The organism is Streptomyces sp. NPDC057474 (assembly GCF_042802555.1).
In the GTDB taxonomy this organism is placed as follows: Bacteria; Actinomycetota; Actinomycetes; order Streptomycetales; family Streptomycetaceae; genus Streptomyces.
Genome location: NZ_JBHVDX010000168.1, coordinates 1 through 23,320, shown reverse-complemented (window position 1 = coordinate 23,320; position 23,320 = coordinate 1). Strand labels below are relative to the sequence as shown.

The 23,320-nt window shown below is 71.3% G+C and carries 22 protein-coding genes; 13 read left to right on the top strand and 9 right to left on the bottom strand.

The window, feature by feature from the left end:
- Nucleotides 1-52 precede the first annotated feature (52 nt).
- The 6 genes from ACFU53_RS34220 to ACFU53_RS34195 all read right to left on the bottom strand — a co-directional run bounded on the left by ACFU53_RS34220 (nucleotide 53) and on the right by ACFU53_RS34195 (nucleotide 7,158).
- Nucleotides 53-763: a bifunctional DNA primase/polymerase gene (locus ACFU53_RS34220; RefSeq protein ID WP_384001348.1), complete on the bottom strand. Its 711-nt coding sequence runs from the start codon at nucleotides 761-763 to the stop codon at nucleotides 53-55.
- A 400-nt stretch (nucleotides 764-1,163) separates the two neighbouring features.
- Entirely contained in the window at nucleotides 1,164-1,526 is a 363-nt protein-coding gene (locus ACFU53_RS34215; RefSeq protein ID WP_384001346.1) for a hypothetical protein, read from the bottom strand.
- Nucleotides 1,527-1,763: 237 nt separating this feature from the next.
- The gene (locus ACFU53_RS34210; RefSeq protein WP_384001344.1) at nucleotides 1,764-3,113 is read right to left on the bottom strand and encodes an AAA domain-containing protein; all 1,350 of its coding nucleotides are present in this window, start codon (nucleotides 3,111-3,113) and stop codon (nucleotides 1,764-1,766) included.
- A gap of 133 nt (nucleotides 3,114-3,246) precedes the next feature.
- Nucleotides 3,247-4,872 (bottom strand): hypothetical protein, encoded by a 1,626-nt coding sequence (locus ACFU53_RS34205; protein ID WP_384001342.1) that lies wholly within the window; start codon nucleotides 4,870-4,872, stop codon nucleotides 3,247-3,249.
- Entirely contained in the window at nucleotides 4,863-6,056 is a 1,194-nt protein-coding gene (locus ACFU53_RS34200; protein ID WP_384001352.1) for a hypothetical protein, read from the bottom strand. Before ACFU53_RS34200 ends, ACFU53_RS34205 begins: the two co-directional genes overlap by 10 nt.
- The gene (locus ACFU53_RS34195) at nucleotides 6,007-7,158 is read right to left on the bottom strand and encodes a phosphatase PAP2 family protein (RefSeq protein WP_384001339.1); all 1,152 of its coding nucleotides are present in this window, start codon (nucleotides 7,156-7,158) and stop codon (nucleotides 6,007-6,009) included. The genes ACFU53_RS34200 and ACFU53_RS34195 overlap by 50 nt, the downstream gene beginning before the upstream one ends.
- A gap of 187 nt (nucleotides 7,159-7,345) precedes the next feature.
- On the opposite strand from ACFU53_RS34195, the gene ACFU53_RS34190 reads away from it, so the two are divergent.
- Nucleotides 7,346-7,942, top strand: coding sequence for a histidine phosphatase family protein (locus ACFU53_RS34190; protein WP_384001335.1), 597 nt, complete (start codon nucleotides 7,346-7,348; stop codon nucleotides 7,940-7,942).
- A gap of 182 nt (nucleotides 7,943-8,124) precedes the next feature.
- Here the strand turns inward: ACFU53_RS34190 and ACFU53_RS34185 are convergent, their stop codons facing one another.
- Complete coding sequence (locus ACFU53_RS34185; RefSeq protein WP_384001332.1) at nucleotides 8,125-9,636, bottom strand: hypothetical protein; 1,512 nt, start codon at nucleotides 9,634-9,636, stop codon at nucleotides 8,125-8,127.
- 312 nt (nucleotides 9,637-9,948) lie between these two features.
- On the opposite strand from ACFU53_RS34185, the gene ACFU53_RS34180 reads away from it, so the two are divergent.
- Both ACFU53_RS34180 and ACFU53_RS34175 read left to right on the top strand, forming a co-directional pair.
- A complete protein-coding gene (locus ACFU53_RS34180; RefSeq protein ID WP_384001350.1) occupies nucleotides 9,949-10,323 on the top strand; it encodes a hypothetical protein in 375 nt (124 codons plus the stop codon).
- A 182-nt stretch (nucleotides 10,324-10,505) separates the two neighbouring features.
- Nucleotides 10,506-11,378, top strand: a complete 873-nt coding sequence (locus tag ACFU53_RS34175) for a spermidine synthase (protein WP_384001329.1) — start codon at nucleotides 10,506-10,508, stop codon at nucleotides 11,376-11,378.
- A 2-nt stretch (nucleotides 11,379-11,380) separates the two neighbouring features.
- Here ACFU53_RS34175 and ACFU53_RS34170 read toward each other — a convergent pair whose 3' ends face one another.
- Entirely contained in the window at nucleotides 11,381-11,941 is a 561-nt protein-coding gene (locus ACFU53_RS34170; protein ID WP_384001326.1) for a hypothetical protein, read from the bottom strand.
- A gap of 134 nt (nucleotides 11,942-12,075) precedes the next feature.
- On the opposite strand from ACFU53_RS34170, the gene ACFU53_RS34165 reads away from it, so the two are divergent.
- From ACFU53_RS34165 to ACFU53_RS34125, 9 genes are all read left to right on the top strand, one after another.
- A complete protein-coding gene (locus ACFU53_RS34165) occupies nucleotides 12,076-12,780 on the top strand; it encodes a response regulator transcription factor (protein ID WP_384001323.1) in 705 nt (234 codons plus the stop codon).
- Nucleotides 12,781-12,817: 37 nt separating this feature from the next.
- Nucleotides 12,818-14,227: a sensor histidine kinase gene (locus tag ACFU53_RS34160; protein ID WP_384001320.1), complete on the top strand. Its 1,410-nt coding sequence runs from the start codon at nucleotides 12,818-12,820 to the stop codon at nucleotides 14,225-14,227.
- A 272-nt stretch (nucleotides 14,228-14,499) separates the two neighbouring features.
- Nucleotides 14,500-15,810, top strand: a complete 1,311-nt coding sequence (locus ACFU53_RS34155) for an ABC transporter substrate-binding protein (RefSeq protein ID WP_384001317.1) — start codon at nucleotides 14,500-14,502, stop codon at nucleotides 15,808-15,810.
- Nucleotides 15,811-15,862: 52 nt separating this feature from the next.
- Nucleotides 15,863-16,852 (top strand): carbohydrate ABC transporter permease, encoded by a 990-nt coding sequence (locus tag ACFU53_RS34150; protein WP_384001314.1) that lies wholly within the window; start codon nucleotides 15,863-15,865, stop codon nucleotides 16,850-16,852.
- Complete coding sequence (locus tag ACFU53_RS34145; RefSeq protein WP_384001311.1) at nucleotides 16,849-17,754, top strand: carbohydrate ABC transporter permease; 906 nt, start codon at nucleotides 16,849-16,851, stop codon at nucleotides 17,752-17,754. Before ACFU53_RS34150 ends, ACFU53_RS34145 begins: the two co-directional genes overlap by 4 nt.
- Nucleotides 17,755-17,792: 38 nt before the next feature.
- The gene (locus ACFU53_RS34140; protein WP_384001308.1) at nucleotides 17,793-19,139 is read left to right on the top strand and encodes a glycoside hydrolase family 36 protein; all 1,347 of its coding nucleotides are present in this window, start codon (nucleotides 17,793-17,795) and stop codon (nucleotides 19,137-19,139) included.
- Nucleotides 19,136-21,154 (top strand): beta-galactosidase, encoded by a 2,019-nt coding sequence (locus ACFU53_RS34135; RefSeq protein WP_384001305.1) that lies wholly within the window; start codon nucleotides 19,136-19,138, stop codon nucleotides 21,152-21,154. The genes ACFU53_RS34140 and ACFU53_RS34135 overlap by 4 nt, the downstream gene beginning before the upstream one ends.
- Nucleotides 21,155-21,383: 229 nt before the next feature.
- Nucleotides 21,384-21,662, top strand: coding sequence for a hypothetical protein (locus ACFU53_RS34130; RefSeq protein WP_384001302.1), 279 nt, complete (start codon nucleotides 21,384-21,386; stop codon nucleotides 21,660-21,662).
- Entirely contained in the window at nucleotides 21,644-22,057 is a 414-nt protein-coding gene (locus tag ACFU53_RS34125) for a DNA-binding protein (RefSeq protein WP_384001299.1), read from the top strand. Before ACFU53_RS34130 ends, ACFU53_RS34125 begins: the two co-directional genes overlap by 19 nt.
- A gap of 115 nt (nucleotides 22,058-22,172) precedes the next feature.
- On the opposite strand, the gene ACFU53_RS34120 is transcribed toward ACFU53_RS34125, so the two are convergent.
- Nucleotides 22,173-22,628 carry an NUDIX domain-containing protein gene (locus ACFU53_RS34120; RefSeq protein WP_384001296.1) on the bottom strand — a complete coding sequence of 152 codons (456 nt, stop codon included), beginning with the start codon at nucleotides 22,626-22,628 and terminating at the stop codon, nucleotides 22,173-22,175.
- A gap of 170 nt (nucleotides 22,629-22,798) precedes the next feature.
- Between ACFU53_RS34120 and ACFU53_RS34115 the strand changes: the two genes are divergently transcribed.
- Nucleotides 22,799-23,284 carry a GNAT family N-acetyltransferase gene (locus ACFU53_RS34115; protein ID WP_384001293.1) on the top strand — a complete coding sequence of 162 codons (486 nt, stop codon included), beginning with the start codon at nucleotides 22,799-22,801 and terminating at the stop codon, nucleotides 23,282-23,284.
- The last annotated feature ends 36 nt before the right edge of the window (nucleotides 23,285-23,320 follow it).

The following is a 23,320-nucleotide window of genomic DNA, read 5'->3' as shown; positions in this document are numbered from 1 at the left end:
GACTCGAACCCCGGACCCGCTGATTAAGAGTCAGCTGCTCTAACCAACTGAGCTAGCGGCGCCTGCTGACGTCGTAGACCTTAGCACCCTGATCGGCGGGAGGAAAAATCGATACGCGCACGGTCGCCGAGGCACTCGTCCGGGCCGCCCGGACCGCCGCCCAGAGCAACACCTCGGGCCCCGGAAGCCAAGGTCGACGGGTGTCCGGAGCGACGAGCCAACGGGACCCGAGCCGGGTGATTCCGGGCGCGTCCGGCGTGCTGCCGACGGCCTCGGCGGTGCCCTTGTCACCAAGGTCGCCGCTCTTGCCGCTGTCTCCGCAGTCTCCCTTGTCTCCGGTGTGGAGCACGGCCGGGACGGTCACCGCGTCGCCGATGCCGTGACAGAGGAGGGGTGGGACGGCGCCGGTGCGGCCGGGGGAGCCCCACTCCTCCCACTCCAGGAGGGTGGGCAGCCGTTGGGCGGTGCCGGGGGAGGCGAACAGCAGCATGCGCCCGCGGTAGACGGCGACCGGTCCGGAGCCGGGGCCCTCGTCCCATAACCGGTCGAGCATCCGCCGCCCGAAGATCGCCGGCACGCTGACGACGTCGAAGACGGTCCCGCACGGCAGCACCACCGGCGCGGCCGGCCGTTCCTCCCACAGCGTCAACGTGCTGCGCGGATACGTTCCTGCCGAGGCCAGCCAAGTCGCCCCCTCCGCCGTGACCCCCGCGACGTCGACCCCGTCCTGCGGATACCTACCCGTCTCAACTCCAGCGCCCATACCTCTAGATCTACCGCCTGTGACCACCCGACCCCGAGCAGTTGCCAGAAACTGGTACGCGAGATGGATAAGTGGGGTATCTTGCCCACCCGGCATATGCCAGACGGTGTTTCGAGGGGTTGCGTGCCTGCCCACCGGTCCGCCGTACACAGCTGCGGACGGTCGTGCCGCCGGGGGCCTTCATGGCTGTCCCGGCTGAGGGCAGTCGTGCCGGGGCGGCGCCCACCCCGCAGCGGTACCGGAAGTCGACCTGTCGTAGCTGCCGGCCGATCGTGCCGCTGAGGCGGCACGGGTGGGCGCAGCGGCACCCGGCGAGCGCCGGTGAGTGAATCCCTGCCCCGAGCCCAGCACCCAGGCCCCAGCACCGGGCACCTACCGACCCCGGCCGCACGATCCCCGCTCAGATGGACTCCGGCCCACCGGCGTCCCGCCCCTGCGACAGATCCCGCCCATACTCGACCATCTTCTTGGCGTAGTCCTCGGTCCACTCCGCCCGCTCCGCGATATCCGCCGAGGTCAGCCGGTCGAACCGCCGAGGATCCGCCAGCTGCGCCGCCGCGATCGCCTGGAACTCCACGGCCCGGTCCGCCGCCGCCCGAAACGCCTGTGCCAACTCCGTCGCCCGCGACAGCAACGCCCGGGGATCGTCGATCGACTCCAGATCGAAGAAGTGCTCGGGATCGCCGGCCGCCTCCGCCGGCTCGAAGAGCAGGGGCGCGGGGCGTAGCCGCGGTTGGTTCCGATGCGGCGTGGGCTCCGCCATGTCTTCTCCTCCTCGTACGACGGTTCAGTGGCCGGTCCCCGGGGGCGTCCCGGGAGGAGGGCCACCGTCCATTGTCTCGTGACCGCGCAAGTAGGCATCGAACCCACCCGGTGCCCCCACGCGCCGCCCCCGCACACCAAGCCCCCAAGGGCGCCGCCCCGCTCTCACCCGCCCAGGGGTCACCCCGGCCACGCGCCGCCCAGCACCCGCACCCGGCCCCCGCACCCAACCCCCGCCCTAAGGCCGCCAGGCCACCCGATGCTCCGCCAGCTCCGCCAGCACCGCGTGGTTCGCCTCCCAGCCGTCCGGGAACTTCACGGTCACGCCCAGCTGGACCGGCTCGGTCGACGGGTGGTCGTCGAGCAGGTCGGTGACGCCCTCGCGGCAGACCACGATGCAGGCGTGCCGGTGCCGGGAGGCGAGGACGCACAGCCGCCCGGTCTCCAGGTGGAACGCCGTCGCGTCGGGGCGCCCGGACAGCGGGTGCAGGACGACCGTGACGTCGTACTCCCGCCCCTGGAGCCGGTTGGCTGTGTCCACGACCACGTCGGAGACGCCCAGCTCGGCCAGCGCGGAGCGCACCGCCGCGGCCTGGTCGCGGTGGGCCGTACCGACGGCGATCCGGTCGGCGGTCACCGGCGCGGGCTCCTCGGAGCGCTCGGAGGTCGCCGCCCCACCCCGGTCGAGGAGCCGCCGGACGACCTGCGCGACGGCCCGTACCGCCTCGGGGTCGGTCCGTGGCGTGTGCCGGGCCGGCAGCTCCAGCAGACCCCACCCGGACTCGGCCGCCTCGTCGATGACCCGGTCGGGGCCGGAGCCGTCCGACGGCACCGCGAAACCGAGCCGCCGGTCCCCGTGCCCCGTGCCGCTGCGGAAGGGGGTGAAGGGATAGAACGCGTCGGAGACCAGGGGTGCCGCCGACGCCGGGAGCCGCCATGACACCGGCAGCCGGTGCTGGGGCAGCTCGGGATTATGGGCCAACAGTGTGGTCACCGCCGAGGCCGACGGATCGTACGACAGCCCCGCCCACTGCTCGCTGCCCACGATCGCGAACGGGTCCAGCTGCCCGGGATCACCCACGAACAGCGCCCGCTCGAACAGCCCCGCCACGGCCAGCAACGCGTCCGACCGCATCTGGTACGCCTCGTCGACGATCGCGTGCCGCCACGGCTCGACCCCCTTGACGTGCGCCCACTTCGCGGCTGTGGAGATCACGACGTCCAGCCCGGCCAGATCGGCCGCCTTCGTCGACTTCCGCACGTTCGACAGGTCGTCCAGCGCCTTGTCGTACGGGTCGCTGTCGCTGCTGTGCAGCCGGCCGACCGGGAGGTCCGGGTCCTTCTCCGCGAGCCGGATCACCAGGTCGTCGACCTGCGCGTTCGTCTGCGCGATGACCATCAGCGGGCGGCCGGCGGAGGCGAGTTCGAGCGCGGCGCGGACTACGAGCGTCGACTTCCCGGCGCCGGGCGGCGAGTCGACGACGACGCCGCGCGCCTCGCCGTGCAGCGTGTCGCGCAGGATCGCGTCGGTGGCCTGCGTGGCTGCCGTACCAGGGTCAGCAGGGGCTTGTTGAACGCGATTGGTCACGAGGAGTGTCGCCCCTGTTGCAGATGGTGGTTTCGCGACGTGCTGAGCGAGAACCAAGCCGGCGCCGCTGCCTTCGATCTCTCGGCAACCCGGGCTGGTTCCAACCCGGCTGGTGCTGATCGCGGGGGAGGGTTCAAAGGACGTCCTCCTCGGTCACGGGGTCGGCAACTCCAGCCACGGCGGCCGCCTCACCCGGCGGCCCGCCGTGCGTCCACGGTGTCTCCTCCGGGTCCGGCAGCTTCGCCCCGCCCCGCTGGTCGTGCTCGAAGAGGGTGAAGCAGAGCAGGTCCCCCTTCTCGGGGACCGACCCCACCTCCGGCTCCTTGCCCCGCCCCATCTTGTCCATGATCCGCAGAACCAGAAGTCCGCCCTCCCGACCCTCGCCCTCGGCACCCTCGGCACCCTCGTACTCCACGAACTCCGCCGTCTGCGGCTTCCCGCCCAGCGAGCGGTACACCTTCGCGCGCTCCCCGAGATGCGGCCGGTCCCGCGTCCGTACGGTGACCAGCGGCCGTGGGCTGGGCCGCTTGCCCTCGCTGTACGCCATCACGACGTCCGTGACCTCACCGGCGAACGCCTCCCCGGCCAGCCGCCGCCCGGCCATGACGAGCGGGTCGTCGAGGGCCTCCTGGGCGTCGAGGCGGGCCTGTTCACGCTCGCGCGCGGCCAGCTTGTTCGCGGCGGTGACCGCGTCGTCGATGCGGGGCTGCGGGGGCTCCCCGGCGACGATCCGGTCCCGGTGGCCGGTGAAGGACCAGCGGTCGCGGGTCCACCGGTCGGCCGCGTGGGCGCCCTCCGGCAGGGCGCGCAGCAGGTCGAGTCCGTGCCAGACCGCGTCCCAGGTGGGCCGGGTGCGGCTCTCGACGAGGGCGCGGATCTCGTGCTCGGCGGCGGTCAGCGCGCCCAGCCGGTCGTCGGCCTCCAGGCCGTCCTCGGCGGCGGCCAGGGCGAGCCGCGCCCGGTCGTACCGCTCGATGGCCGGGGCCAGCAGCTTGTTGTCGAACGCCGGGTCGGTCGCGGGCCCGGCGGGCGGGCACAGCAACTGGCCCTCGGCGTCCCGCGCCAGCTCGGCCCGCCGCGCGGCCGCCTCGCCCGGTTCGCCTTCCGGGGGGTCGATCCAGGCGAGGAGCGACCCCAGGTGCTGGTCCTCCACCCCGGACTGCCCGGTCGCCCAGTGCCGCGACAGCAGGTCGGTGAGCGCGAGCAGCAGTGAGGAGCCCGGCACCCGTGCCCGCTCCCCGAAGTGGGTGAGCCACCGCCCGAGCAACGGCACGCGCGGCGGCGCCGGATGGGGCGCCTCCGGGTCCTGCTCGGCGGTGCGCCGGAACCGCATGGAGCGCCCGAGGAGCCGTACGAAGTCGATGCCCGTCCGGCTGGGCAGGATCAACTGCGGGGCGTCCGCGCACAGTTCGACCTCGACCTTGACGCGCTTGCCGGTCTCCGGGTCGGTCTCGTTCCGCTCGGCCGCCTCCACGACGTCGGCGTAGGTGTCCACGTACGGCAGCACGATGTCCGCCAGCTCGGCCAGGAACGCGAACCGTAGATCACGGTCCCGGGGCTGTGGCACCACCAGCAGCCGGGGCGCGTCCCGGTCGGTGCCCACGAGCGCGCCGAGCGGGGCCCCGGCCTCACCGGCGGTGGTGAGCGGCACGAGGACGAGGGGGTGGGCGGAGAGATGCCGGTGCAGGACCGTGGCGGCGGGCTGGGCGCGGCCCGTACTGACGGCTTCGAGGCGGGCGAGGGTGGCGATCAGCGACATGCGGCACCCTCCGGGACCGAACCGGGGAGGGCGGCGGCCTCCCGGCGCTCGGCCGGGACTCCCAGCGCCTCCGCCCGCAGCTCCGCCGCCCTGCGCAGCGCGGCCACGGCCGGGTCGGCCGGGTCGCCGGCCCTGCCGTGGGCCGCCGCCAGGACGTCCTCGACCGTCGTGAGGCCACCCAACTCGGCGCGCGTGGCCCGGCCCAGGGACGTCACCGCGCCCTCCGTGCGGGAGCGGGCCCGGCAGTGGAAGGCCAGCTCGCAGGCGGCGAGGCACTCGGGGGCGTAGGTGGCGGACAGCGCCTCGACGGCCGTCGTCAGCTGCCCCTGAGGGAGGTCAGGGGCGAAGCACATGCCCTCGGGCAGGGCGTCCGCGATCTCCTCGATACGGGTGAGCCGTGCCAACTGGCGGCGCGTCACCGCCCGTTGCTTGCGGACGTCCACCGAGGCGGCTGTCGGGAGGTTGGTGAAGTCCTTGGGGCAGACCAGCAGCACCCGGTGACGGACCTCGGGGGCGGGGGCGCCCTTGCGGGCGTCGCCGCCGAGCCGGGCGGCGACCTCCTCCAGCGCGAGCACGTACACCGCGGACTGGCGGGCCGCCGCGCCCACTTTCGCCGGGTCCGCCGAACCGTCCAGCATCGGGAAGGACTTGATCTCGACGACCGACCAGGTGCCGTCCGGGTGGACCACCACCGCGTCCGGCTCCAGGAACGCGGGGGTACCCGCGACGTCGAGCGCGAGCATGGGGTGGTCGAGCAGTGACCAGCCGCCGGCGTCCGTGGCCTCGCGCAACGCCAGTGCCGTACGGGCGGCGCGGCCCTCGGGGCCGACCGCGGTGAGGTCGGGGACGGAGGCCGCGGTGGGCGGCTCGGCGCCGGGGTCCAGTCTCTCGTGCACCAGCCGCAGCAGCTCCGCGCCGCCGTCCGCCTTGACCCGCGCCTCGAAGGCGTTGCCCCGCATGAAGGCGAACTGGGACTGGCCGAAGGCGGAGGGCGAGCCGAGCGCGTCCGCCAGCACCGCCTTGTTCACGCCCGCGCCGTCCAGCAGCGCGCGGCGCTCACAGCCCGGGTTGGCCGCGAGCGCGGCGAGGGCGCGCGCGTCCAGCGCCTTGGGTGGGACCTCGGGTCCGCGCAGCTCAGCGAGCCGCTGCCGCAGCGCCGTCCCCTGCCTCCGAGGGGGCGGCACCCGGCTCGGGTTCGATGATCCGCTGCCGTGGAATTCGCTCACGCGGGGAAGTCTGGCACCCACCACTGACAATTGGGGAAACCGAGCCCCGAGAGGTGGCCGCGCCCGAAGTGACGGGCTCCTCCGCGCGCCCCCGCTCCCGCGCCTCGACGGGCCGTCCTTCCCCACCCTTCACGCGCTGCCGACCACCGCCGTCGCCACGGCCCTCGATGCCGCCTTCGACCCGGTTTCCGACACCGCCGTCGGCCCGGTCCTCGACGCCGCCGAACGGGCCGTCGCCGGCCACTGTCCCGAGTCCGAGCGAGACGCGGCACTGGTCCGCGATCCGCAGTACCAGCGGCGTCAGCAGCAGGCCCGCCCCCATGACGGCGGCGCCCGCCACCGCGTCGAGGAAGTAGTGGTTCGCGGTGCCCATCACCACGATCGTGGTGATCAGCGGGTACGCGACGGCGGCGGTCCGCGTGAGGCGCGAGCCGCCGCCGAAGCGCCAGAGGATCACACCGCACCACAGGGCCCAGCCGACGTGCAGGCTCGGCATCGCCGCGTACTGGTTGGTCATGCCGCCCAGGCCCCGGGGCGCGCTGGCCTCGCCGCCCCACCAGCCCCATGCGCTGTAGTGGGCCATGGTGTCGACGAAACCGTGGGACGGGTCGAGCAGGCGGGGCGGGCAGGTGGGGAGCAGGGTGAAACCGACGAGGCCGATGAAGGTGGAGGTCAGCAGCCAGGTACGGGCCGCGCGGTAGCGCACCGTACGGGACCTGAAGAGCCATATCAGGAGCGCGGGTGTGACCAGGTAGTGCAGCGACGCGTACCAGAAGTCGGCGGGGATCCCTATCCAGGGTTCACGGGTGAACAGACGGTTGAGCGGGTGCTCGGCGTTGAGCCACAGGGCCTTCTCGATCCGCAGGATCGTCAGGCCGTGGTCGACGGCGTGGGAGGTGTCGCCGCGGGCGAGCAGTCGGCCGACCGAGTACGCCCCGTACACCAGCAGGATCAGCGGCAGCTCGGTCCACCAGCGGAGCCGCGTGCTCGGCGCCGCCTCGGTAACCGGTGTGCCGGTCCTTCTGGTAACCGGTGCCTCGGTCGCCTCGGTCTGCGGCATCCGAACGTCCTCCCCCATCTGCGTGTGTCGCTGTTCACCTGTGTGTCGTCCAGCTGTGGTCCCTGTGCAAGACGATGTCCAAGACGCAGAGATCGCCTCTCGGGTTGCCCCCGACAGCGTGAGCGATGATGGAACCATCCGCCTCTCGTTTTTCCCTTCTCCCAGAAGGCCCCCGGAAAGGTTCCCCATGGCACCGCGCATCCTGCTGGCCCGGCATGGACAGACGGAATGGTCCCTGCTCGGGAAGCACACCGGCAGGACGGACATTTCCCTCCTCGAAGAGGGCCGGCGCGGTGCCAAGCTCCTCGGGGAGCGCCTCCACCGGGCGCCCCTGGACGGGTTGCCCGGGGTCGACGTCCGGACGAGTCCCCTCTCCCGCGCGCGTGAGACGTGCGAACTGGCCGGCTTCGGCGACCGGGCCACCGAGTGGGACACGCTCATGGAGGTGGACTACGGGGCGTACGAGGGACTCACCCCCGCCGAGATCCAGGCCTTCCGCCCCGGCTGGCTCATGTGGCGCGACGGCGTCCCCGAGGGGGAGACCCTGCGGCAGCTCTCCGCGCGCGCGGACGAGGTGGTCGCGTGGGCGCGGAGCGCGGACCGCGATGTGCTGGTCTTCGCCCACGGCCACATCCTGCGTTCCATAGCCGCCCGCTGGCTGGGCCTCGACCTCGACTTCGCCGCCCGCATCCGCCTCAACCCGACCTCCCTGTCGGTGCTGGGCTGGGCCTACGGCGACCCGGCGATCGAGTCCTGGAACGACACGGGGCACCTGGCGGGCTGATCATCGACCGCCAGTCCTGGCTGCGGGCAGTCGTGCCGCTGGGGCGATGGGGTACCTCCCGCTCGAGCGAAGCCGAGGGTGGGGAGGACGGGGAGGACGGGCTCAGCGGCACCTGGTAAGCGCCGGTGAGCGAGACCGGCCCCCGCCCCGCCACAGCGAGGGGGCACCCTCGAAGCTGCCGCCTACGCGGTCCGCGCGACCCCCGCGTGCCGTTCCAGGAACGCCGACACCCCCGCAGCCCGGCGGTGGGGCAGGAGCAAGCGGGCCGTGCCGGCCAGCATCTGCTGGACGCGGGAGGACTGGACCTCGTCGAGGAGGTCGAGGACCTGCATACCGGCCGCCGCGGCCTCGTCGGGGCGCCCCCCGCGCGCGAGGTCGTCGGCGAGCTCGGCGGTGTAGAGCGCGATGTTGCGGGTGAAGTGCGGGTTCTGGAGACCGGCCGCCCGGCGCGCGTGCCGGGCCCCCCGGGGCCAGTCGCCCAGCGTGGACCAGCACTGCGCCTCGAGTCCCTCCAGCTCGGCCTCGCCGTAGAAGCTCATCCACTCGGGGTCCGCCTCGCAGGCCCCCCGTCCGAACAGGGCGTGCGCCCGGGCCAGCGCCTGCTCGCAGCCGGTCCGGTCGGTGAGCCCCGCCCAGCCACCCGCCTCCCGCAGCGCCAGCAGGGACATCAGCCGCGGCGACCCCAGCGGCCGGGCGACCCGCTGCGCGGCCTGCGCCGCCCGTACCGCCTCACGCGGCCGGCCCGCGTCACGCGCGAGGAAGGCCGTGTTGCAGAACGCGTGCGCCTCCAGGCCAGGGTCCCCCGCCATCCGGGCCGTGGCGAGGGCCTCCGCGTAGTGCGAGCGGGCGTCGTCGAACCGCCCCGAGTCATGGGCCAGCCAGCCCACGGAGATGGCGAGTTCCCCGGCCCCCGAGTACAGCCGGTCGGCTGTGGTCTGCCGGGTGGTGCCCGCGTCGAGCAGCGCGTACGCCGCCCGCAGCGGCGCCGAGGCCCTGCGGTACAGCCCGTCCGCCCCGTGCCGGTCGTCGAGCAGCCGAATCTTGCGTACGGCCGCTTCGAGGGCCCCCGCCTCCCCCGTACCCGCCCGGTGGACGGGACGGCCGGCGGCCGAGGCCGCGCCGCCCAGGGCGAAGGGGCCGAGCGAGGCGGCCGCCACCGCGGCGGTACCTCCGGTCATGAATGCGCGACGTTGCACGTCGCTCTCCTCGTGGTTCTGGTACGTGTGCTGCGGGCCCCGCCGGCCGCGCACATAGCCCGTGTCGCCCCGCGGGTCCTGCATGTCGTACATCTCTTGCGTGTCATACGGCTCGTACGCCCCCTCCGTCTCACCCCTCATTCCGTGTGAGGAGTGGGAGCGGCTCTTGTTGCGAGGGGAGGGCGCCTCGTCGGTGGGGCGCGCCCCCCGACCGCGTACCTCCGCGCGGGGCGCGAACCCCAGGTCGGTCAGCGTCCGGCCAGGGAACATATGCAGGAACACCCGTTCGTACGCGTAGTTGGGGCAGCGGATCTCGCCGGCCTCGACCCGTCCGACGTATCGCGCGTCACAGCTCACCCGCTCGCCGATCTCGCGCGCGGCCCGCCGTACCGCCGCGGCGAACTCGCCCGGCGAACGCTGCCCGCGCAGCCGCCTGAAAGCGAGGTTCGGTCGCTGTGGACGGGGGAACTGGGACGAGGTCACCGATGACGACGCCATGGCCGGGCCCTCTCTCGCGAACCGTCGAACCATGCCGGATTCAGTAGGACTTGTGTGCGTGCTGCACGGTTGGTTCCGCTGTGTCCGGCGGGGCAAGAACGTACCCGCCCCGTCGGTGCCCCCACGCGTGATTTGGCTACAAACCGGATATCTCATCCTGGATCTGCCATGAACTGCCATCCTTTTGCGGCGCAGTTTCGCCGTAGCCGTTGACGGAGTGGCGCGTTGAGCAACGTGGACCGGGGACCGCCCGCACTCCCGCGGCCACTCGCTGGAGGCTGGAGAAGGGGCTTGCGCGTGTTGGAGGACCGGATGAAGAACCTCGAACCCCGTTCCGAGTGCGACCTGGTGACCGTGCCCGCGCGGCAGGGGCTGGAGGCGGTCGACATTCTCCGCCGGGGTGCCCTCGACGCGGTGGGGCCCGTCATGACGGTCGGGCCCGTTCTGCATGACGACACGTGCGACACGCTCGGGTTTCTGGTACCGCCCGGTACGGCTGACGAGTGGGACGTGCCGGGGAGTACGTGCACGCAGAGCGATGGGCGGGGGGCGGCGCTCGTTCCCGCGGACGGGTCGGACTGGTTACTTCCGCCCGAGGAGGCGGACCTCGCGACCGATCCGACGGTGTTGCGGGCGGCGCTGGACGAGGCCGCCCGGATGATTGAGGCTGCGGACAACTGCCGGTGAGTCAGGGCCTGGTCGCTGTCGGGGTTGTGTCCGTCGGCGGCTGCGGGTTCGTCGTGGCTGATCGCGCCCACGCGGCGGAGCCGCATATGTCACAGCCCCGCGCCCCTCAAGGGCGGGCCTGCGACCCGCAGGGTGGTGCCCCGCGCGGCGCGCCCATCTCCGTCCGGGCCGATAATGGGTGAATGGGCAGGCCGAAGAAGGGGCAGGGGCGGCGTGGGCAAGGGGCCGACGCCGTTGTCGAGGAGGTCGACGGGGGGCTCGCCGAGCTGCTTCCGGATCGGGACCGGCCTCGGGCGTGGACGTTGCTGGTCGACGGGGCGCCGCAGTCGCATGTCGATCTCGACAATCCGGCGTATCTGTCGTTCGAGTACCAGCGTCGGCTCGGGCATGTCATCGACCTCGTCGCCCCGGCCGGTCGGCCCGTGTACGCCGTGCATCTCGGCGGGGGCGCCTTCACCCTCGCCCGGTACGTGGCCGCCACGCGCCCCCGCTCCACCCAGCAGGTCGTCGAGCGTGACGCGGCCCTCGTCCAACTGGTCCGGCGGGAGCTGCCGTTGGACCCGAACGCCCGGGTACGGGTGCGGTCGACGGACGCGCGCGAAGGGCTCGCGAAGGTGCCGGACGGATGGGCGGACCTGGTGATCGCGGATGTGTTCAGCGCGGCGCGTACCCCGGCGCACCTGACGTCGACGGAATTCCTCACGGACGTACGGCGGGTGGTGAAGCCCGGCGGGTGCTACGCCGCGAACCTCGCCGACGGGCCGCCGCTGGCCCATCTGCGCGGCCAGATCGCCACCGCCGCCGTCGTCTTTCCGGAGCTGGCGCTCGTCGCAGACCCCACAGTGCTGCGGGGCAAACGATTCGGCAACGCGGTCCTCGTCGCCTCCGACCAGCCGCTCCCCGTCGCGGAACTGACCCGCCGCGCCGCCTCCGACCCGCACCCCGGCCGCGTCGAACACGGCAGGGCGCTCGCCGACTTCACGGGCGGCGCGGTGCCGGTGACGGACGCGGGGGCGGTGGCCTCGCCCGCGCCGCCGTCGTCGGTGTTCCGCTGAGGTCAGAAGTTCTGGACGTCCACCCGGGGCGCGCTGTCGTGCCAGGTGCAGAACACCGACACCCGGTCCGAACCGGCGGCGAAATCGACCCGGATCCACGTCTCCGTCTTCCACACCTGCATCGACCAACCCGAGCCGGGCGTCGCCGAGACGAGGGTCGCGTACTCCTCGCCGAGCGAGAGGACCACCCGCCCGCCCTCGGTGTCGTAACCCTTGATCTCGCCCGAGGTGTCTGCGGCGTCCGAGCCGACGGGAGTGCTCGGGCTCGGACTGGGACTGGGCTTCGCGGACTTCGACGGCTTCGCAGGAGTCGAGGACTGCTCGCCGCTGCCGTCCTTCTCCCGTTCCTCCGCGCTCCGCGACGGCTCCGGAAGGGCCGTGGCGGTGATCGCGGGGGCTCCCTGGGCCTGTGCGTCGGCGGCCGTGATGGGCAGGGCGCGGGGCGGGTCGTACGCGGTGCCGGCCATCACCGTATGGACGCCCCACCACGACAACGTGACCGCCGCGCCCGTGGCGAGCAGCCAGGCCAGTACGTGTAGGAGTCCTCTGCGCATCGCGGCCATACTGCCCCACGAGCCCCAGCGGTGTCGTGGGGTGGCGCGTGCGCGGGCCCGTTCGCAGGCCCCTGTGCAGGGCCTCCGCGCGAGTTATCCACAGGCCCCGACCGGCCTCCTCCGCATGGCGTACGGTGCGGCGCATGGCAAGTGTGCTCGTGGTCGAGGACGACCAGTTCGTACGCTCGGCGCTGATCAGGCATCTGACGGACGCCGCACACACCGTGCGCAGCGTCGGTACGGCCCTGGAGGCGCTGCGCGAGGTCGCGTATTTCCGCTTCGACGTGGTCATCCTCGACCTCGGGCTGCCCGACCTCGACGGCTCGGAGGCACTGAAGATGCTGCGCGGCATCACGGACGTCCCGGTGATCATCGCGACCGCGCGGGACGACGAGACGGAGATCGTCCGCCTGCTGAACGCGGGCGCGGACGACTACTTGACCAAGCCGTTCTCGGTCGAGCATCTGTCCGCCCGGATGGCGGCCGTACTGCGCCGCTCCCGGGCCTTGGCCGGGGAGGCGCCCCCGTCCACGGTCATCCGGGTCGGCGGCCTCGCGATCGACCCGTTGCGCCGCCAGGCCGAGCTGGACGGCGCACGACTCGACCTCACCCGGCGCGAGTTCGACCTGCTCGCGTTCCTCGCCGGACGGCCCGGTGTCGTCGTGCCGCGCAAGGAGCTGCTGGCCGAGGTGTGGCAGCAGTCGTACGGGGACGACCAGACCATCGACGTGCATCTGTCGTGGCTGCGGCGGAAGTTGGGGGAGACGGCGGCGAAGCCGCGCTATCTGCACACTTTGCGGGGGGTCGGCGTGAAGCTGGAGCCGCCGGGGGCGGGGGCGCGGCCATGAGGTGGAGGCCGGTCGGGACGCGCGGGGCGGTGCGGTCATGAGGTGGGCGCTGGTCAAGGTGTGCGTGGCGGTGACGGCGATGGTCGTGGTGGCCTTCGCGGTGCCGCTCGGGCTGGTCATCAAGGAGATGGCACGGGACCGGGCCTTCTCCAACGCCGAGCGGGAGGCCGCCGCGATCGCCCCGGCGCTCTCCATCACCACCGACCGGGAGCAGTTGGAGCGGGTCGTCGCCTCTGCCGGGTCGGACGACGGGATGGCGGTGCACATACCGGCGGACGGTGCGGGGGCCGCCGCGCTCGACCTGGGCCGGCAGCGGGCCTCCGACCGGGACATCGCGACCGTGCGGAAGCTGGGCCGGGCCTCCACCACCGAGGTGCCGGGCGGGTCCACGCTGCTCCAGCCCACCGCGCTCAGCTCCGGCGAGATAGCGGTCGTCGAGGTGTATGTGCCCCAGTCGGAGGTGAGCAACGGGGTCGCCACGGCGTGGGCGGTGCTCGCCGGGGTGGGGCTCGCGCTGATCGTCGGATCGGTCGCGGTGGCCGACCGGCTCGGGGTGCGCATGGTCCGGCCCGCGCGGCGGCTGGTGGAGAGCGCGCAGGAACTGGGGGAGGGGCAGCTGGGCGCGCGCGTACCGGAGGAGGGGCCGAAGGAGCTGCGGCTGGCGGCGGTGGCGTTCAACGCGATGGCCGACCAGGTGGTCCAGCTGCTGGCGAACGAGCGGGAGCTGGCGGCGGACCTGTCGCACCGCCTGCGGACACCGCTGACCGTGCTGCGGCTGAATGCGGCCTCGCTCGGCGACGGGCCGGCCGCCGAGCAGACGCGGGCGGCGGTCGAGCAGCTGGAGCGGGAGGTCGACACGATCATCCGTACGGCGCGGGAGGCCAAGCCACAGACGGTGGTGGCGGGGCCCGGCGCGGGGTGCGACGCGGCCGAGGTGGTCCGGGAGCGGATGGCGTTCTGGTCGGCGCTCGCGGAGGACGAGGGCCGCAAGTGGCGGGTGGCCGGGGTCGAGCGCCCGGTTCGCATACCCGTCGCCCGGGCCGACCTGGCCGCCGCCCTGGACGCCCTCCTCGGCAATGTCTTCCGGCACACGGCGGAGCGCACGGCGTTCGCGGTCGACGTTCACAACGGCGAGGACGCGGTGATCGTTCTCGTCTCCGACGCCGGTCCGGGCATCGCCGACCCCGAGGCCGCCATGGCTCGCGGCCGCGGCTCCGGCAGCGCCGGCTCAACCGGTCTGGGCCTCGACATCGTCCGCCGACTCGCCGAGTCGACCGGCGGCGATGTACGTATCGGGTCGTCGGTGCTGGGCGGGACCGAGGTGCGGATCTGGATCCAGTTGAACGGGGGTGACGCGAGGGACGGGAGGGCGTCGGCGCGGAAGGGACACCGGGGCGCGTCCATACGCCGGCGCAAACACACCAAGGCCCTCTCCGCCTTCAGATAGTCACGCACAGGGCCGCGAGCGGGCTTGTGCGGTCACGGTGTCCCGTATGTCGGTGCATGTCCGTGAGTGAAGTGGCTCACATGTGTGACGGTCACGTTTCGACAACCAGGGATTACGTTTCAACAAAGGGGGACAAGAAGTCTTGACGTATGACATGACATAGAGCTGTTATGGCGGCCACCGTGTTCGGTCGAGTTGGTTTCTGATTGTTTTCGATCAGTCACCGGCGAGGGCCATTGAGACCGAACGACCTGTCCCCCAGGGAGCCGTACATGCATCTCACACCTTCCGGTCTCTCCGTCCCCGGCCCGAGCCGTCGCACCCTGCTGCGCGGCATAGGCGGGGCCGCGGCACTCGGCGCTGGAGTCCCCCTGCTCAGCGCCTGCGGCGGAAGCGGCAGCACGGCCGCCGACTCGAAGACCGTCACCCTCGGCTCCAACGCGTCGGACGCGGTGCCGAAGAAGGCGTTCGCCGAGATCTACGCGGCCTTCAAGAAGCAGTCCGGGATCACGGTCGACGTGAACACCAAGGACCACAACACGTTCCAGGAGCAGATCAACACCTACCTGCAGGGCACGCCGGACGACGTGTTCCACTGGTTCGCGGGCTACCGCATGCAGTTCTTCGCGTCCAAGGGCCTGGCCACCGAGATCGACGACGTGTGGGACAAGATCGGGGGCAACTTCCCCGAGGCGATGAAGGGCCTCAGCAAGGGCGAGGACGGCAAGTTCTACTTCGTGCCGCTGTACACGTACCCCTGGGCGCTCTTCTACCGCAAGAGCGTCTTCGCGGAGAAGGGCTACGAGGTTCCCACCACGTGGGACCAGCTGATCGCCCTCTGTAAGCAGATGGAGAAGGACAAGCTCGTCCCGATCGCCTTCGGCGACAAGGACGCCTGGCCGGCGCTCGGCACCTTCGACCAGCTCAACTTCCGTACCAACGGCTACGACTTCCACGTCGAGCTGATGGCGGGCAAGGCGTCCTGGACGGACGCCAAGGTGCGCAAGGTCTTCGACCTGTGGGCCGAGCTGCTGCCGTACCACCAGGAGGGCGCCGTCGGCCGTACCTGGCAGGACGCCGCGCAGACCCTGGCGTCGAAGAAGGCGGGCATGTACCTGCTGGGCACCTTCGTGGGCCAGCAGTTCACCAACAAGGCCGACCTCGACGACCTCGACTTCTTCGCCTTCCCGGAGATCGACCCGGCGTACGGCCAGGACACCGTCGAGGCCCCGACCGACGGCTTCATGATGAGCAAGAGCCCGAAGAACAAGGCGGGCGCGGTCAAGCTGCTGGAGTTCCTCGGCACTCCCGAGGCCGAGCAGATCTACCTCAAGGCCGACCCGAACGTCGTGGCCGCCTCCACCAAGGCCGACACCTCCTCGTACTCCGCCCTGCAGAAGAAGGCGTACGAGATGATCTCCGGCGCCAAGACCCTCACCCAGTTCATGGACCGCGACAGCCGCCCGGACTTCACCTCGACGGTGATGCAGCCGGCGCTGCAGAAGTTCATCCGCGATCCCAAGGGCGTCGACAGCCTGCTCTCGTCCATCGAGCGCCAGAAGAAGACGATCTTCGCGTCCTGACGACCGACCGTCCTGACGATCGACCGTCCTCACGACTGGATGACCTCCTGACATGACGACCACCCCCACCGAGAGCCCGGAGGCGGCCACGCCGCCTCCGGGCTCCGGCCCTGCCGCCAAGACCGCACAAGCCGCGAAGGTGCCACAGGGGCACCGGCGGCTCCTCACCCGCCGAGACAGGCTCACGCTGGGCCTGATGGCGGGTCTGCCGACGATCCTGCACGTCGCCCTCGTCTGGGTGACGGCGCTGGCCTCGATCGCGCTGGCCTTCACCACCTGGGACGGCATCGGCTTCGACTCGATCAAGTGGGTCGGGCTGGACAACTTCAAGGAGTTGTTCACCAACAACCCGCAGTTCTGGCCCGCCGTCGAGCACAACATCATCTGGTTCGTTGCGCTCATCCTGATCCCCACGCCGCTGGGGCTGTTCCTGGCCGTGCAGCTGGACAAGAACATCCGGTTCAGCCGCGTCTACCAGACGGCCTTCTTCCTGCCCGTCGTGATGTCGCTCGCGGTCATCGGCTTCGTCTGGCAGCTGATCTACAACCCCGACACGGGCCTGATCAACAGCCTGATCGGCGCCAACGAGCCGGGCCACTACATCGACTGGATCGGCGACCCGGACCTCAACCTCTGGGCCATCCTCATCGCCGCGTCCTGGCGTCACGCCGGCTACATGATGATCCTGTACCTGGCCGGCCTGAAGGGCGTCGACCCCTCCCTGCGGGAGGCCTCCGCCCTCGACGGCGCCAACGAGTGGCAGACGTTCAAGAACGTCATCTTCCCGACCCTGCGCCCGACGAACACCGTCGTCCTGGTCGTCACCATCATCGAGGCCCTGCGCGCCTTCGACCTCGTCTTCGTCTTCAACAAGGGCGCCGAGGGCACGGAACTGCTCTCCATCCTCGTCACCAACAACATCATCGGAGAGTCGAGCCGTATCGGATACGGATCGGCGATCGCCGTCGTCCTCCTGGTGATCTCCCTCGTCGTGATCATCCCGTATCTGATCGCGACCTTCCGGAAGGAGCGGCGCGCATGAGCACCACCGTCGACACCACCGCCGCGACCGCCGCTCCCAAGGAGCGCACGCCGCTGCGCCCCGGCCGCATCCTCCTGCACGTCTTCCTCGTCGGTATGTCACTGGCGTGGCTGGCGCCCCTGCTGTGGGCCCTGTACGCCGCCATGCGCCCCTACGGCGAGACCAGCGAGAAGGGCTACGTCTCGTGGCCCGACAAGCTGAGCTTCGAGAACTTCACGAACGCGTTCACCCAGTCGGACATGACGCACTACTTCGTGAACACGTTGATCATCGCCGTCCCGGCGGTGCTGCTGACGCTGTTCCTGTCGTCGATGGTGGCGTTCTACGTCAGCCGCTTCGACTTCCGCGTCAACATCTTCCTGCTGCTGGTCTTCACGGCGGGCAACCTGCTCCCGCAGCAGGTCATCATCACCCCGCTGTACCGCCTGTACCTGCTCATCGACATCCCCGGCATCACGATGAGCGGCAAGCTGTACGACTCCGCGCTCGGCCTGGTCCTCATCCACGTGGCCTTCCAGTCCGGCTTCTGCGCCTTCGTGCTCAGCAACTACATGCGCTCCCTGCCGCACGAGCTGACCGAGGCCGCGCTCGTCGACGGCGCGTCCGTGTGGCGCCTGTACTGGCAGATCGTGCTGCCGCTGTGCAAGCCCGCGATGGCCGCCCTGGCGACCCTGCTCTCCATCTGGATCTACAACGACTTCTTCTGGGCCCTCGTCCTGATCTCCACCGGCGAGAACATGCCGATCACCTCGGCCCTGAACAACCTCTCCGGCCAGTACTTCACCGACCCCAACCTGGTCGCCGCCGGCGCCCTCCTCACCGCGATCCCCACACTGGTCGTGTACTTCGCACTCCAACGGCAGTTCGTGAGCGGTCTGACGCTGGGTGCCAACAAGGGCTGACAGCCCACTCGGCAGCCCACTTTTGAAAGAGAAGCTTCGTGCACCACCCCTTCACCCACGTGGTCTCCGTGCCCGTGGACACCAGTACGGCACGGGTCCACGAGGAGGGCTGGCAGTCCTGGAGCCCCAGCGGCGCCTACGCCCTCGACATGCCCCCGTACCGTCCGACCAACGACAACTGGGCGACGGTCTGCTACCGCCCGGGTGTCACCGCCCCCGCCGGCACCTTCCAGGGAGAGGGCCTGCTGGCCCTCGACCCGGGCGACGGCACACCGGTCCGCCTCTGGGCCGCCCCCGACCCCGTACGTGAGGTCCCGTCCATCCGTCTGGTGGTACGGGACGGGGTCGCCGAGGTGAGCTCCGACGGCCCGGTGAAGGAGTGGACGGGCCCGGACATCCAGTCGGTGCTGGGCGACTGGGCCGCCGGCCTCGGCCTCGCGGCCCCCCGCCCGGCCCCCACCGTCTGGTGCTCCTGGTACGAGTACTTCACCGCCGTCACCGAGGACGACATCCACGAGAACCTCCGTGCGATGGACACCCTCGACCTCCCCGTCGACGTCGTCCAGATCGACGACGGCTACCAGCGCGCCCTGGGCGACTGGCTCGCCCTCTCCGGCCGCTTCCACTCCCGCGCGGGCATCGCCGACACGATCCGGGCGCGGGGCCGCCGCGCCGGCATCTGGACGGCACCCTTCCTGGTCGACCCGTCGAGCTCCCTGGCCGCCGAGCACCCGCAGTGGCTGGTGCGCGACGAGGACGGCGGCTTCACGCACGCCGGCCACAACTGGGGCCACGACCTGTACGTCCTCGACACCACACACCCCGAGGCGGCGGCGTACCTGACCGAGGTCTTCACGACCCTGCGCGCCGAGGGCTACGACTACTTCAAGGTCGACTTCCTGTACGCGGGCGCGCTGGACGGCGTACGGCACGCTTCCGCTTCCGTGGATGCCCTGACGGCGTACCGCCAGGGCATCGAGCTGATCCGCGATGCCATCGGCCCCGACGCCTACCTCCTGGGCTGCGGCGCGCCGATCCTCCCCTCCATCGGCCTGTTCGACGCCATGCGGGTCAGTCCCGACACGGCCCCGCACCGCCGCCCCGAGGCGGACGACTACAGCCAGCCCGGCCAGGACCCCGCCGAGTTCACGGGCGTCGGCCGGCAGTGGCAGCACGGCCGCCTCTGGGTGAACGACCCCGACTGCCTGATGGCCCGCCCGGCCGTGGAGACACGGGAGCAGTGGGCGGCGCACGTCGAGGCGACGGGCGGACTGATGGCATCCAGCGACCGCCTGCTGTCGCTGGACACGTGGGGCGTGGACACGACTCGCCGTCTGCTGACGGGTGTCACGGGTGGTACGGACGATGCGGAGGCCGCCGAATGAAGCGCGAACTGAAGGTCCCCGGCATCGCCTACGGCGGTGACTACAACCCCGAGCAGTGGCCCGAGGAGGTCTGGGCCGAGGACGTACGCCTCATGCGCGAGGCGGGCGTCACCATGGTCAGCGTCAACATCTTCGCGTGGGCGCTGCTGGAGCCGCGCGAGGGCGAGTACGACTTCTCCCGCCTGGACCGGATCCTGGCCCTCCTCCACGAGAACGGCATCGCCGCCGACCTGGCGACCCCGACGGCGGCCCCGCCGGCCTGGTTCTTCGTCGAACACCCGGACGCCCTGCCGGTGGACAAGGACGGCCGCACCCTCTCGTACGGCAGCCGCCAGACCTTCTGCCCGTCGAGTCCCGCCTACCGCGAGGCGGCGCTGCGGATCGCCCGCGTGCTGGGCGAGCGGTACGCGGACCACCCGGCCGTCGTCATGTGGCACATCCACAACGAGTACGGCTGCCACAACGGCGAGTGCTACTGCGACACGAGCGCGGCGGCGTTCCGGGTCTGGCTGCGGGCCAAGTACGACAACGACCTGGCGGCGCTGAACCACGCCTGGGGCACGGCGTTCTGGAGCCAGTGGTACTACGACTGGGACGAGATCATCCCGCCCCGCCCGACGGGCGCGGTCCCCAACCCGACCCACCAGCTGGACTGGCGCCGCTTCTGCAGCGACGCGCTGCTGTCGCTGTGCAAGGCGGAGCGCGAGGTGCTGCTGGAGGCGGCCCCCGCCACCCCCGCCACCACCAACTTCATGGTGATGTACAACTTCGACAAGCTGGACTACTGGCGCTGGGCGCCGGAGCTGGACATCGTCTCGAACGACCACTACCTCCAGTCGACGGACCCCGAGTCCGAGATCGACATCGCGCTCAGCGGCGACCTGGTGCGGTCGTTGGCGGGCGGCAGTCCGTGGCTGCTGATGGAGCACTCCACCGGTGCGGTCAACTGGCAGCCGGTCAACCGGGCCAAGACGGCGGGCGAGCTGCGCCGCAACGCCCTGTCCCACGTGGCCCGGGGCGCCGACGGCATCGCGTACTTCCAGTGGCGAGCCGCCAAGGCGGGTGCCGAACAGTGGCACTCGGCGATGCTCCCGCACGCGGGCACGGACAGCCAGATCTGGCGGGACGTGGTCCGACTGGGCGCGGATCTGCGGTCGTTGGCGGAGGTGCGGGGCAGCGCGGGCGTCGCCGAGGTGGCGATCGTCTGGGACTGGAGCGCCTGGTGGGCGGTCGAACTCCCGTCCCAGCCGAGCGGCGAGGTCCGCTTCCAGGACCTGGTCCGCGCCTGGTACGAGCCCCTGTGGCGGGCCGGCGTGGCGGTGGACTTCGTACGCCCGGACGCGGACCTCTCCGCGTACAAGCTGGTGCTGGCGCCGAGCCTGTACCTGGTGGACGACGAGGGCGCGGCGAACCTGACGGACTTCGCGGAGCGCGGCGGCACACTGGCCGTCGGCTTCCACAGCGGCGCGGTGGACGAGAACTGCCATGTCCGGCTGGGCGGTTACCCCGGCGCGTTCCGTGAGGCGCTGGGCGTGCGGACGGACGAACTGTTCCCGTTGCTGCCGGGGGAGTCGGTGGGGTTGAGTGACGGCGGTACGGCCGGCCTGTGGTCGGAACGCGTGACCCTGGCGGGCGCCGAGTCGATCACCACGTACGCCTCCGGCCCGCTGACCGGCGTCCCGGCGGTCACCCGCAACACGCACGGCACGGGCACGGCCTGGTACGTCGCCACCCGCCCGGACCCGTCCACCCTCGCCTCCCTCCTGGACCACATCCGCGAGGACGCGGGCGTGACGTCGGTGCGTACGACCCCCGAGGGCGTCGAGGCGGCACTGCGCCGGGGTGCGGACGCGGACTATCTCTTCCTGATCAACCACGGGGAGTCGGAGGCCGAGATCGAGGTCGCGGCCGACGCGTCCGAGCTGCTGACGGGCAAGGTGGTCGCCACGAACGGCGCCTCGGCGACCGTACTGGTGGCGGCCGGTGACGTGGCGGTCGTCCGCGAACCACGCTGACCGACGCCGATCGCGATGGAACAGGGCCGTGGCTCCTTCGGGGGCCGCGGCTCTGTGCCGTTCCGCGAGGGCTGCGGCTCCGTGCTGGTCAGGGGGTGTGACGGACAGTTCGACGTCGGAAAAGGAAAGCCGCGGTCCGTCCCGGCGGCGAAGGCTGCCCGACCGGTTCCGCAGCCCCCGTCGGCTGAAGCGGGCTGCTCTCTTCCTACTCGTTTGATAATCTCGCGTCATGAGTGAGTACGGAATTGGTGAAGGCCCCGCCACCAGGGTCAGCCTCTCCCTTCCGGAAGGGACGGCAGAGGCGATTCGGCAGCGGGTCGGCAAGCGTGAGTTCTCCGCGTTCATCGCCGAAGCGGTGGAGCGGGAGTTGCGCGGCCGGATCCTGGACGAGTACCTGGCCGACTACGAACAGCGCAAGGGGCCGATCTCCGCCGGTGAACAGGAGCGGGCGCGTCGTGTCTTCGACGAGGTTTTCGCAGAGGAGGGCCAGTGGCCCGCCGCAAGCTGAGCCACGAGGGCACCCTCGTCCTGGACTGTGAAGGCCTGTCCAAGCTGGTCGGCGATCACGAACCTGTCGTCGCACTGGTCGCCGAGGCGCGCAAACGGGGCATGGAGGTGGTCATCAGTGCCCTCACGATCATCGAGGCGGTTCATCACCGGACGGACAAGGCGCGGCTCGCGTGGGTGCTGTCCGGCATGCGGATCGTGCCCGTCGCGGACGAGGATGCCAAGGCCGCTTCGGCCATGTTGATCGGGGCAGGTCTGCACGGTCACAAGTACGCGATCGACGCTGCCGTGGCCGAGATGGCGCTGCGACAGCACCGCCCGGTGGTCATGCTCACCTCGGACATCGACGACATGGCGAAGCTCTGCGGGGACCGGGTGCGGTTGGTTGCCGTCTGAGGCGGTGTTGGGGACCGGATGCGTACCGCGGCGACTTGGAACATCTGCCCGAACTCGATATGAGCGACGCCCTGATGTGACAGGGCAGCCATGGTCCCACGCCGTCGATCTGCGTTCAGGCCGGCTGCGCCCAGCCGTACAGGGACAGCCGAGGACCGTCGGCGGCGAGATGGCCGCGGAGCGCGCCGGCGTTGCCCTCGACGAAGTCTTCGGGGAGGGAACCGGTGTCGGCCCAGCGGACCTGGGCGTGCTTGTGCGGTTCCCGGTTCTCCAGCTCGCCGGTCCACTCGTGGGCGACGAAGACGACGGTGAGGAAGCCGCCCGGCGCCTCGACGCCCCGGGCCGCGTGGATGAGATGCACGACCTCCAGCGCCTCCGGCTGCACGGTCAGGCCGGTCTCCTCGTACAGCTCGCGCACGGCGGTCTCGGTGACGGGTTCTCCCGGTTCGTTCTTCCCGACGGGCAGGTCCCACCTCCCCCGGGCGAACCTGGCGTTCTCGCCCCGCTGGAGGAGGACGACACGGCCCGCGGCCCGGTCGTGGACGATGACGGCAGCGACCAGCAGGGTCATAATTCGTGTCCTTACGTGTGGTGGACCGCTAGCATGCCGCGTATGGAGTGCTTCGCTTCCTGGCGTACTCGCCACTGAGGATCGGCCCACCGACACGTCTCACGTGATCGGCGGGCCAGAGATGTCCTGCTCCGGATATTTCCTTCCTCGGTCACCGAGAGGCCCACTCCATGCTCATCCGCGCATTCGTCCAGGACGATCTGGCACGACTGACCGAACTCACCATCGACACGTTCCGGCCCTTCTTCGAGGACTCTGTCGGAACACTGCTGGACGGACTCGTCCTCGCCACGCTGCACGCCGGCTGGCGCGATGACTACCGCGAACAGGTCCCCGCGCTGCACGACCCGGCCCGGCACAAGTACGTCGCGGTCGCCGAGACCGACGGTGGCGTCATCGCCGGCTATGTCGCCTGGCAGGCCGACCCCACCCGCCTCCACGGCGAGATCACGCTGCTCGCCGTGGACAGGGAGCACCGCGGCGACCGTACGGGCACCGCCCTGTGCGAACACGCCTTCGCCGACCTGCGCGGGCGCGGCACGAAGCTCGTCGAGATCGGCACCGGTGGCGACGCCTTCCACGCTCCGGCCCGGGCCCTGTACGAGAGCCTCGGCTGCGTCCGGTTCCCGACTGCGCACTACTACCGACAGCTCTGACGACAGCCGTCCGGGGCGCGGCGCTCCCCTGCACGC

Coding starts and splice junctions, on each gene's coding strand:
- ACFU53_RS34170 (WP_384001326.1), bottom strand. CDS start 11,941: ATGGCCGCGATGCGCAGAGGACTCCTACACGTACTGGCCTGGCTGCTC.
- ACFU53_RS34215 (WP_384001346.1), bottom strand. CDS start 1,526: ATGGCGGAGCCCACGCCGCATCGGAACCAACCGCGGCTACGCCCCGCG.
- ACFU53_RS34220 (WP_384001348.1), bottom strand. CDS start 763: ATGGGCGCTGGAGTTGAGACGGGTAGGTATCCGCAGGACGGGGTCGAC.
- ACFU53_RS34185 (WP_384001332.1), bottom strand. CDS start 9,636: ATGGCGTCGTCATCGGTGACCTCGTCCCAGTTCCCCCGTCCACAGCGA.
- ACFU53_RS34195 (WP_384001339.1), bottom strand. CDS start 7,158: ATGCCGCAGACCGAGGCGACCGAGGCACCGGTTACCAGAAGGACCGGC.
- ACFU53_RS34155 (WP_384001317.1), top strand. CDS start 14,500: ATGCATCTCACACCTTCCGGTCTCTCCGTCCCCGGCCCGAGCCGTCGC.
- ACFU53_RS34165 (WP_384001323.1), top strand. CDS start 12,076: ATGGCAAGTGTGCTCGTGGTCGAGGACGACCAGTTCGTACGCTCGGCG.
- ACFU53_RS34180 (WP_384001350.1), top strand. CDS start 9,949: ATGAAGAACCTCGAACCCCGTTCCGAGTGCGACCTGGTGACCGTGCCC.
- ACFU53_RS34150 (WP_384001314.1), top strand. CDS start 15,863: ATGACGACCACCCCCACCGAGAGCCCGGAGGCGGCCACGCCGCCTCCG.
- ACFU53_RS34120 (WP_384001296.1), bottom strand. CDS start 22,628: ATGACCCTGCTGGTCGCTGCCGTCATCGTCCACGACCGGGCCGCGGGC.
- ACFU53_RS34135 (WP_384001305.1), top strand. CDS start 19,136: ATGAAGCGCGAACTGAAGGTCCCCGGCATCGCCTACGGCGGTGACTAC.
- ACFU53_RS34130 (WP_384001302.1), top strand. CDS start 21,384: ATGAGTGAGTACGGAATTGGTGAAGGCCCCGCCACCAGGGTCAGCCTC.
- ACFU53_RS34115 (WP_384001293.1), top strand. CDS start 22,799: ATGCTCATCCGCGCATTCGTCCAGGACGATCTGGCACGACTGACCGAA.
- ACFU53_RS34190 (WP_384001335.1), top strand. CDS start 7,346: ATGGCACCGCGCATCCTGCTGGCCCGGCATGGACAGACGGAATGGTCC.
- ACFU53_RS34160 (WP_384001320.1), top strand. CDS start 12,818: ATGAGGTGGGCGCTGGTCAAGGTGTGCGTGGCGGTGACGGCGATGGTC.
- ACFU53_RS34205 (WP_384001342.1), bottom strand. CDS start 4,872: ATGTCGCTGATCGCCACCCTCGCCCGCCTCGAAGCCGTCAGTACGGGC.
- ACFU53_RS34145 (WP_384001311.1), top strand. CDS start 16,849: ATGAGCACCACCGTCGACACCACCGCCGCGACCGCCGCTCCCAAGGAG.
- ACFU53_RS34175 (WP_384001329.1), top strand. CDS start 10,506: ATGGGCAGGCCGAAGAAGGGGCAGGGGCGGCGTGGGCAAGGGGCCGAC.